Annotated in this window: 10 protein-coding genes and 1 pseudogene; 6 read left to right on the top strand and 5 right to left on the bottom strand. The window is 53.5% G+C overall.

All coding sequences use genetic code 11. From position 1 onward, the window contains the following. Window positions 1-38: 38 nt before the first annotated feature. Both miaE and rraB read right to left on the bottom strand, forming a co-directional pair. Window positions 39-485 (bottom strand): annotated as a pseudogene (gene miaE, locus ACSZPU_RS22105) (tRNA isopentenyl-2-thiomethyl-A-37 hydroxylase MiaE); the annotation flags it as partial. 47 nt (window positions 486-532) lie between these two features. After that, entirely contained in the window at window positions 533-964 is a 432-nt protein-coding gene (rraB, locus tag ACSZPU_RS22100) for a ribonuclease E inhibitor RraB (RefSeq protein WP_499003186.1), read from the bottom strand. Between the two features lie 52 nt (window positions 965-1016). On the opposite strand from rraB, the gene argL reads away from it, so the two are divergent. Together argL and argF are read left to right on the top strand one after the other, a co-directional pair. After that, complete coding sequence (argL, locus tag ACSZPU_RS22095) at window positions 1017-1157, top strand: putative translational regulatory protein ArgL (protein WP_499003184.1); 141 nt, start codon at window positions 1017-1019, stop codon at window positions 1155-1157. After that, window positions 1127-2131 carry an ornithine carbamoyltransferase gene (gene argF / locus ACSZPU_RS22090; protein WP_499003182.1) on the top strand — a complete coding sequence of 335 codons (1005 nt, stop codon included), beginning with the start codon at window positions 1127-1129 and terminating at the stop codon, window positions 2129-2131. Before argL ends, argF begins: the two co-directional genes overlap by 31 nt. A gap of 112 nt (window positions 2132-2243) precedes the next feature. On the opposite strand, the gene ACSZPU_RS22085 is transcribed toward argF, so the two are convergent. After that, on the bottom strand, window positions 2244-2696 hold the full coding sequence (locus tag ACSZPU_RS22085) for a YhcH/YjgK/YiaL family protein (RefSeq protein ID WP_499003178.1): 453 nt from the start codon (window positions 2694-2696) through the stop codon (window positions 2244-2246). Between the two features lie 275 nt (window positions 2697-2971). Between ACSZPU_RS22085 and pyrL the strand changes: the two genes are divergently transcribed. The 4 genes from pyrL (at window position 2972) to ridA (ending at window position 5124) form a co-directional block, all read left to right on the top strand. Further along, on the top strand, window positions 2972-3118 hold the full coding sequence (gene pyrL / locus ACSZPU_RS22080; RefSeq protein ID WP_499003175.1) for a pyr operon leader peptide: 147 nt from the start codon (window positions 2972-2974) through the stop codon (window positions 3116-3118). Then, window positions 3111-4046 carry an aspartate carbamoyltransferase gene (gene pyrB, locus ACSZPU_RS22075; RefSeq protein ID WP_499003173.1) on the top strand — a complete coding sequence of 312 codons (936 nt, stop codon included), beginning with the start codon at window positions 3111-3113 and terminating at the stop codon, window positions 4044-4046. The genes pyrL and pyrB overlap by 8 nt, the downstream gene beginning before the upstream one ends. 13 nt (window positions 4047-4059) lie before the next feature. Continuing rightward, entirely contained in the window at window positions 4060-4521 is a 462-nt protein-coding gene (pyrI, locus tag ACSZPU_RS22070; protein ID WP_499003170.1) for an aspartate carbamoyltransferase regulatory subunit, read from the top strand. Between the two features lie 216 nt (window positions 4522-4737). Then, on the top strand, window positions 4738-5124 hold the full coding sequence (ridA, locus tag ACSZPU_RS22065; protein WP_499003168.1) for a 2-iminobutanoate/2-iminopropanoate deaminase: 387 nt from the start codon (window positions 4738-4740) through the stop codon (window positions 5122-5124). 48 nt (window positions 5125-5172) lie between these two features. Here ridA and ACSZPU_RS22060 read toward each other — a convergent pair whose 3' ends face one another. After that, complete coding sequence (locus ACSZPU_RS22060) at window positions 5173-5925, bottom strand: IclR family transcriptional regulator (protein ID WP_499003166.1); 753 nt, start codon at window positions 5923-5925, stop codon at window positions 5173-5175. Further along, on the bottom strand, window positions 5922-6548 hold the full coding sequence (locus ACSZPU_RS22055; RefSeq protein WP_499003164.1) for an MFS transporter: 627 nt from the start codon (window positions 6546-6548) through the stop codon (window positions 5922-5924). The genes ACSZPU_RS22060 and ACSZPU_RS22055 overlap by 4 nt, the downstream gene beginning before the upstream one ends. Between the last annotated feature and the right edge of the window lie 43 nt (window positions 6549-6591).

The following is a 6591-nucleotide window of genomic DNA, read 5'->3' as shown; positions in this document are numbered from 1 at the left end:
TTTATTATCGAGTTCGGTGACCGCCTGGACGGTCACTTCTGAGAAAAGGCATTTACACAGAATCGTGTACAGGGTCTATCGCGCGCGAGCATCGCTTCGCGCACTTGCCAGAAATGGTGCAGCTCTTCTTTGATAAGCAGCACCATGCTGTCGATCAGCGCCTTGCCCCACGGGTCGTCCGCTTTTGGCATCGCGCCTTTGGCAATCAGCTTATGCAGCGCCACAAAGTCCGGCTCAGGCCCTTCGCGAAAGGTGAAGGCTTCATAGGGTTTCAGCCATTCCAGCAGCGCATCGGCCCCACTTTTATCGGCCACATATTTACGCACCAGCAGCATCGCGGTCTGCGCCGCTTTTAATTCACAGACCATATGATCGGTGAGCAACAGCGGCAGATTTTGCGGGTCGCGGGCTTTATCTATCCAGACCTGAGGAGTGGGGCAGTGCAGAAAGTGTAAAACCGGGGAGAGTATTTGCGGGTAATCCATGGCTGTTCCTTGCGTTGCGGCAGCCGCAGCTGCCGCAAAGAGAAGACTTAGTGACGCACGCCGTCGTCGTCTTCGTCCTCGTAGTCACCTTCTTCGCCGTCTTCACCGTCTTCATCTTCGCCGTTCGGGTCTTCGTAGTAGGTGCCCCAACCGTCGTATTCGACGTCGAATTTCTCGGCCAGGTTCAGCAGCTGTTCAACCTGTGCGTCGATCAGATCGGCTTTCAGCGCGGATTCGCTCAGAATATCGCAGCAGATAACCACTTCGCCTTCTTCCAGCTCCAGCTCTTCTGGTTCGGTCACTTCGTAACCCAGTTTGAACGCTTCGACGGCCACTTTTTCCAGCGTCTCGAAGTCATCTGCCGACAGGTGATGCTCAATGGTGTACAGCGCATCAGGATCGCTGCCATCTTCCAGCAATTCTTCAATAATCAGACGCGTCTCTTCGCGCTGTTCTTCCAGGTGTTCCGGGTTCGCCATGGCTCATTCCTCATAATGTGGCAGATAGACTTATTGTCACATACCGTTGCCAATGCCTCCACTCCTGGCAGAAAAGATTTATTCATTTGGCTTGCAAATGAATATTCATACATATAAATTGAATTTTAATTCAATAAGTGGCTTTAGCCAGGTGAGGGAACCATGTCGTCGTTTTACCAGAAGCATTTTTTGAAATTACTCGATTTTACCCCTGCTGAAATCAACGCTCTGCTGCAACTTGCCGCCAAACTCAAAGCCGATAAGAAAAACGGCAAAGAAGAACAAAAGCTTACCGGCAAAAACATCGCGCTCATCTTCGAAAAAGACTCAACCCGCACACGATGCTCTTTCGAAGTTGCCGCATTTGACCAGGGCGCTCGCGTCACGTATCTCGGCCCAAGCGGCAGCCAAATCGGGCATAAAGAATCAATTAAAGACACCGCACGCGTACTGGGCAGAATGTACGACGGTATTCAGTATCGCGGCTATGGCCAGGAGATCGTCGAAACCCTGGCGCAGTTTGCCGGTGTGCCAGTATGGAACGGCCTGACCAACGAGTTCCACCCAACGCAGCTCCTGGCTGACCTGCTGACCATGCAAGAGCATCTGCCGGGCAAAGCGTTTAAGTATATGACGCTGGTTTATGCAGGCGATGCGCGCAATAACATGGGCAACTCTATGCTGGAAGCGGCGGCACTGACCGGGCTGGATTTACGCCTCGTGGCCCCGAAAGCCTGCTGGCCGGAAGAGAGCCTGGTGGCAGAATGTAAAGCACTGGCGCAGAAGAACGGCGGCAACATCACGCTGACCGAAGATATCGCCGCCGGGGTGAAAGACGCGGACTTTATCTACACCGACGTATGGGTGTCGATGGGTGAAGCGAAAGAGAAATGGGCCGAGCGTATCAACCTGCTGCGTCCGTATCAGGTGAACAGCCAGATGCTGGCGCTGACCGGAAACCCGGACGTGAAGTTCCTGCACTGCCTGCCTGCATTCCACGACGACCAGACGACGCTGGGTAAGAAAATGGCGGAAGAGTTCGATCTGCACGGCGGCATGGAAGTAACGGATGAAGTGTTCGAGTCGGCGGCAAGCATTGTGTTCGATCAGGCGGAAAACCGGATGCACACCATTAAAGCGGTGATGGTGGCGACGCTGGGCCAGTAAATTTTCTGCGGCCTGATGCCCTCTCCCACGGGGAGAGGGAGAAAACCGATCGTAGCCCGGATAAGGTGCGTTAAGCGCCGCATCCGGGAACGGTGAGGGAAACAGCTGCGATTTACGCCACCAGCACCTTCACCACCACCTTACGCACCTGCGCCGGCGCACCTACCGCACACAGCGGTTTATGCACTTCGCCCGGGTAGAACACCACGAAATCCCCTTCGCTCAGCACTACCGTTTTTTCCTGGCCGCCTTCCGGCAGGAACGCGATATCTTTATCCGCCAGCCAGTCGGTATCCGGCGCGCCCGCAGGCAGCGTGCTGAATGTCATCCCTTCCTGGCCTTTCAGCACAATCTGGATATCCAGATAGCGGGCGTGATACTCCGCGCGACGCTCGGCAAACGGCTGCGTCATGTCTTCTGAAACCAGATAAAACAGGTTGTTACCGTCAATATCATGTTTCCCGGTCGCAGTGGCATCCGTCACATGGGCTTTCACGTGTTCAATGGCCTGGCGCAGCTCTTGCGGCAACCAGCTCTGCAGATGGTGAATGTTGCCAACAATCATAACTCTCTCCTCAAGATAAAACATCGTTTCATTTTTAGCTTTTATATGGAAAAATGCCGATGCTCACCACCCCTTTTTAGCGAAGAGTTGCGCTTGCGCATGTTTATTCCGCCACGCTGTCAGTACAACTATCCACGTGCCCATAAATTAATTAGTTATTTATTAATTATGCATTTATATGCAAACAAACCGATTGCCTGACGTAAATGTTGCATTAATCGCTTGAAACCACAAAGTAGCTGAGTATAATCGCGGACAATTTGCCGGGAGGAAGCATGGTCCAGTGTGTTCGACATAATGTCCCTGGGCGTCTGAAAAAGGACGCAGGCCTGCCGTTTTTCTTCCCGTTGCTCACCCCATTCCACAGCCCCTCTATTGAGGGGCTTTTTTTTGCGCAGTCGTCAGGAGATAAACATGGCTAACCCGCTATATCAAAAACATATCATTTCCATAAACGATCTCAGCCGCGAAGAACTTGAACTGGTGCTGAATACCGCCGCCCGACTGAAAGCGAACCCACAGCCGGAGCTGCTCAAGCACAAAGTGATCGCCAGCTGCTTCTTTGAAGCCTCAACCCGTACCCGCCTGTCGTTTGAGACCTCCATGCATCGCCTGGGGGCGAGCGTGGTAGGCTTCTCTGACAGCAGCAACACCTCTCTGGGTAAGAAAGGTGAAACGCTGGCGGATACGATTTCGGTTATCAGCACCTACGTGGACGCGATTGTGATGCGTCATCCGCAGGAAGGCGCGGCACGTCTGGCGACCGAATTTTCCGGCGGCATTCCGATCCTGAACGCAGGCGACGGCGCCAACCAGCACCCGACGCAAACGCTGCTGGATCTCTTTACCATTCAGGAAACCCAGGGTCGTCTGGAAAACCTCAACATCGCGATGGTCGGTGACCTGAAATATGGCCGCACCGTGCACTCTCTGGCTCAGGCGCTGGCGAAGTTCAACGGCAACCGCTTCTACTTTATCGCTCCGGACGCGCTGGCCATGCCGCAGTACATTCTGGATATGCTCGATGAGAAAGGGCTGACCTGGAGCCTTCACGCCAGCATCGAAGAGGTGATGGCCGAGGTCGATATTCTGTATATGACCCGCGTGCAGAAAGAGCGTCTGGATCCGTCCGAGTACGCCAGCGTGAAGGCGCAGTTCATCCTGCGTGCTAACGACCTGGTCGGAGCGCGCAGCAACATGAAGGTGCTGCACCCGCTGCCGCGTGTGGATGAGATCACCACCGATGTGGATAAAACGCCGCACGCCTGGTATTTCCAGCAGGCCGGAAATGGCATCTTCGCTCGCCAGGCACTGCTGGCGCTGGTTCTGAATAGTGATTTGGCGCTGTAAGGGGAAAACGACAATGACACACGACAACAAGCTCCAGGTAGAAGCGATTAATCGCGGCACCGTGATTGACCACATCCCGGCACAGATTGGCTTTAAGCTGCTGACGCTGTTCAAACTGACGGAAACCGAGCAGCGCATTACCATCGGTCTGAACCTGCCGTCAGGCGAAATGGGCCGCAAGGACCTGATCAAAATCGAAAATACCTTCCTGACGGATGAGCAGGTTAACCAGCTGGCGCTGTATGCCCCGCAGGCGACGGTAAATCGCATCGATAATTACGAAGTGGTGAGCAAGTCTCATCCGAACCTGCCGGATCGCATCGACAGCGTGCTGGTCTGCCCGAACAGCAACTGTATCAGCCATGCTGAACCGGTCGCCTCCAGCTTCGCCGTGAAGAAACGCCCGCACGACATCGCCCTGAAATGCAAATACTGTGAAAAAGAGTTTTCGCATTCGGTGGTACTGGCAGGTTAATTAATGCAGGTGTATACGCCTGGTGCGACACACCTGTGACTCATGTATCTCGACCCTAAATAATTCGGGTTGCATGGTGGCGGCAAGTGCGGGAATCCCCAGAAGCTTACTCAAGTAAGTGACTGGGGTGAACAAACGTAGCCAACAAGCATGCAACTTGAAGTATGACGGGTATAATGGCCCCGACCTTATTACCGCTGTAATTCAGGAGAAATCATGAGCAAAACTATCGCGACGGAAAATGCACCAGCAGCAATCGGCCCTTATGTACAGGGTGTTGATCTCGGCAGCATGATCATCACCTCCGGTCAGATTCCGGTAGATCCGAAAACCGGTAGCGTACCGGAAGACGTTTCTGCCCAGGCGCGTCAGTCGCTGGAAAACGTGAAAGCTATCGTGGAAGCCGCCGGCCTTAAAGTGGGCGATATCGTGAAAACGACGGTATTCGTGAAAGATCTGAACGACTTCGCGACCGTTAACGCGACCTACGAAGCCTTCTTTAATGAGCACAACGCCACCTTCCCGGCGCGTTCTTGCGTAGAAGTAGCTCGCCTGCCGAAAGATGTGAAGATCGAGATTGAAGCCATCGCGGTACGCCGCTAATCATCTTGAGAACCCTGCCCACCAGGGTTCTTTTCCTAAAGCAATTCCTCAGCCCCGCGCACGCATCAACGTCTGCAATTCCTCACTCAGTCCCTGTGCCATCTCTTTGAGGGCCTGTTTAGCTTCACCGTAATCCCCTGGCAGTTGATCAAACCACGGGCAGGTGATCACCGCATGGGCACAGTTATCCGGCCCAAAAACCGGCCAGGATGCCGATGTCAGTCCCACAATGCGGTCGTGAGGGATCTCCGCAAAGCCCTGCGATTTTATCTGCGTAAGCTGCTCAACCATGCCACCGCGCAGTGTCGTATCCATGGTGTAGTGGCGTATCAAGCGCCAGCTATCCTGATCGCTGGAAAACGCCAGTAACACCAGTGAAGAACTCGATTTAACGGTATTGAGCAGTGATCCTTCCCGGGCGCTGATGGAGGGATTGAAATCGGGATGGCGGTGGGCAATCACCATTACCTGTTCGCCAAGCAGTGCAGCCAGGTGACAGGGCTGATTCGTCTGCCAGGAAAAATCTTTCATCAACTGTTGGCAACGTGCTGACTGCGCCAATTTTTCAACATAGCGAGGATGACCGGCAAACGTCAGTTTATCGGTCAGATGGTAATAGCGCTGCACATCCTGTTTCAGGAACCCTTCGTCTTCCAGACACTGCATAATTCTGAACAGTTGATTAAAGGTGAGACCGAGCGCCTGACCGATTTCCCCCATCGTCATTGGCGCACCGGTTTGAGACAGGTGTTCAAGTACATGCAAACCCCGGCTTAATGCCGGGGCACGATAATCGGTCATAATGCTCCTTTGTGTTGTGCATCGGCATGCGGCAACGAGTTCGTTTGCTCATCACTACGCCGATGCAGGTAGCGGATCGTAAACAAGGTCACGATACCGCCAATCGCCATACAGCCGCCCAGATAGTACATCGGCGCGCTCACGCTGCCCGTCATGTCGCGCACCGCCGGAACGGTGTTCTGCGCAAAAAAGCCCCCCAGGTTCGCCAGCGAGTTAATTGCCGCCAGACCCGCCGCTGCGGCCGAACCACTGAGGAAGCGTGTTAAGGTCCAGAAACAGGGCTGTATGGAAAAAATCGCCATAATAACCAGTGTAATACAGAAGAAGCTTAACCATGGTGTCGCAATAAACACCGCGCTTCCGGCCAGGAATACCGCTGCCACAAACATAGGTAGTGCAATGTTTTTTACCGGGTCAGACGTACGGCCTGGATTACGCGTCATCCACCACAGCAGGATAATCGCCATTAACCAGGGGATCATATTGATCAAACCATTGCTCATATCAGATACGCCAAAGCCTTTGACAATGGTCGGCATCCAGTAACTCAGGCCATAAGCGCCAAACGAGATAAAACCTAGGCTGTGTCCCTTAGATAGTGTCGTCACGAGGATAAAAATCATTGATAATAGGGCCTTCTAATCAGAAGGCCCTATTATCATGACT

This window comes from Phytobacter sp. V69 (assembly GCF_965644215.1).
Classification (GTDB): Bacteria; Pseudomonadota; Gammaproteobacteria; order Enterobacterales; family Enterobacteriaceae; genus Phytobacter.
This window is presented reverse-complemented; position numbering and strand designations above follow the sequence as displayed.

Bases quoted from the DNA above. Each gene is read 5' to 3' on its own strand.
- rraB (WP_499003186.1), bottom strand. From the start codon at position 964: ATGGCGAACCCGGAACACCTGGAAGAACAGCGCGAAGAGACGCGTCTG.
- argL (WP_499003184.1), top strand. From the start codon at position 1,017: ATGCCTCCACTCCTGGCAGAAAAGATTTATTCATTTGGCTTGCAAATG.
- argF (WP_499003182.1), top strand. From the start codon at position 1,127: ATGTCGTCGTTTTACCAGAAGCATTTTTTGAAATTACTCGATTTTACC.
- ACSZPU_RS22085 (WP_499003178.1), bottom strand. From the start codon at position 2,696: ATGATTGTTGGCAACATTCACCATCTGCAGAGCTGGTTGCCGCAAGAG.
- pyrL (WP_499003175.1), top strand. From the start codon at position 2,972: ATGGTCCAGTGTGTTCGACATAATGTCCCTGGGCGTCTGAAAAAGGAC.
- pyrB (WP_499003173.1), top strand. From the start codon at position 3,111: ATGGCTAACCCGCTATATCAAAAACATATCATTTCCATAAACGATCTC.
- pyrI (WP_499003170.1), top strand. From the start codon at position 4,060: ATGACACACGACAACAAGCTCCAGGTAGAAGCGATTAATCGCGGCACC.
- ridA (WP_499003168.1), top strand. From the start codon at position 4,738: ATGAGCAAAACTATCGCGACGGAAAATGCACCAGCAGCAATCGGCCCT.
- ACSZPU_RS22060 (WP_499003166.1), bottom strand. From the start codon at position 5,925: ATGACCGATTATCGTGCCCCGGCATTAAGCCGGGGTTTGCATGTACTT.
- ACSZPU_RS22055 (WP_499003164.1), bottom strand. From the start codon at position 6,548: ATGATTTTTATCCTCGTGACGACACTATCTAAGGGACACAGCCTAGGT.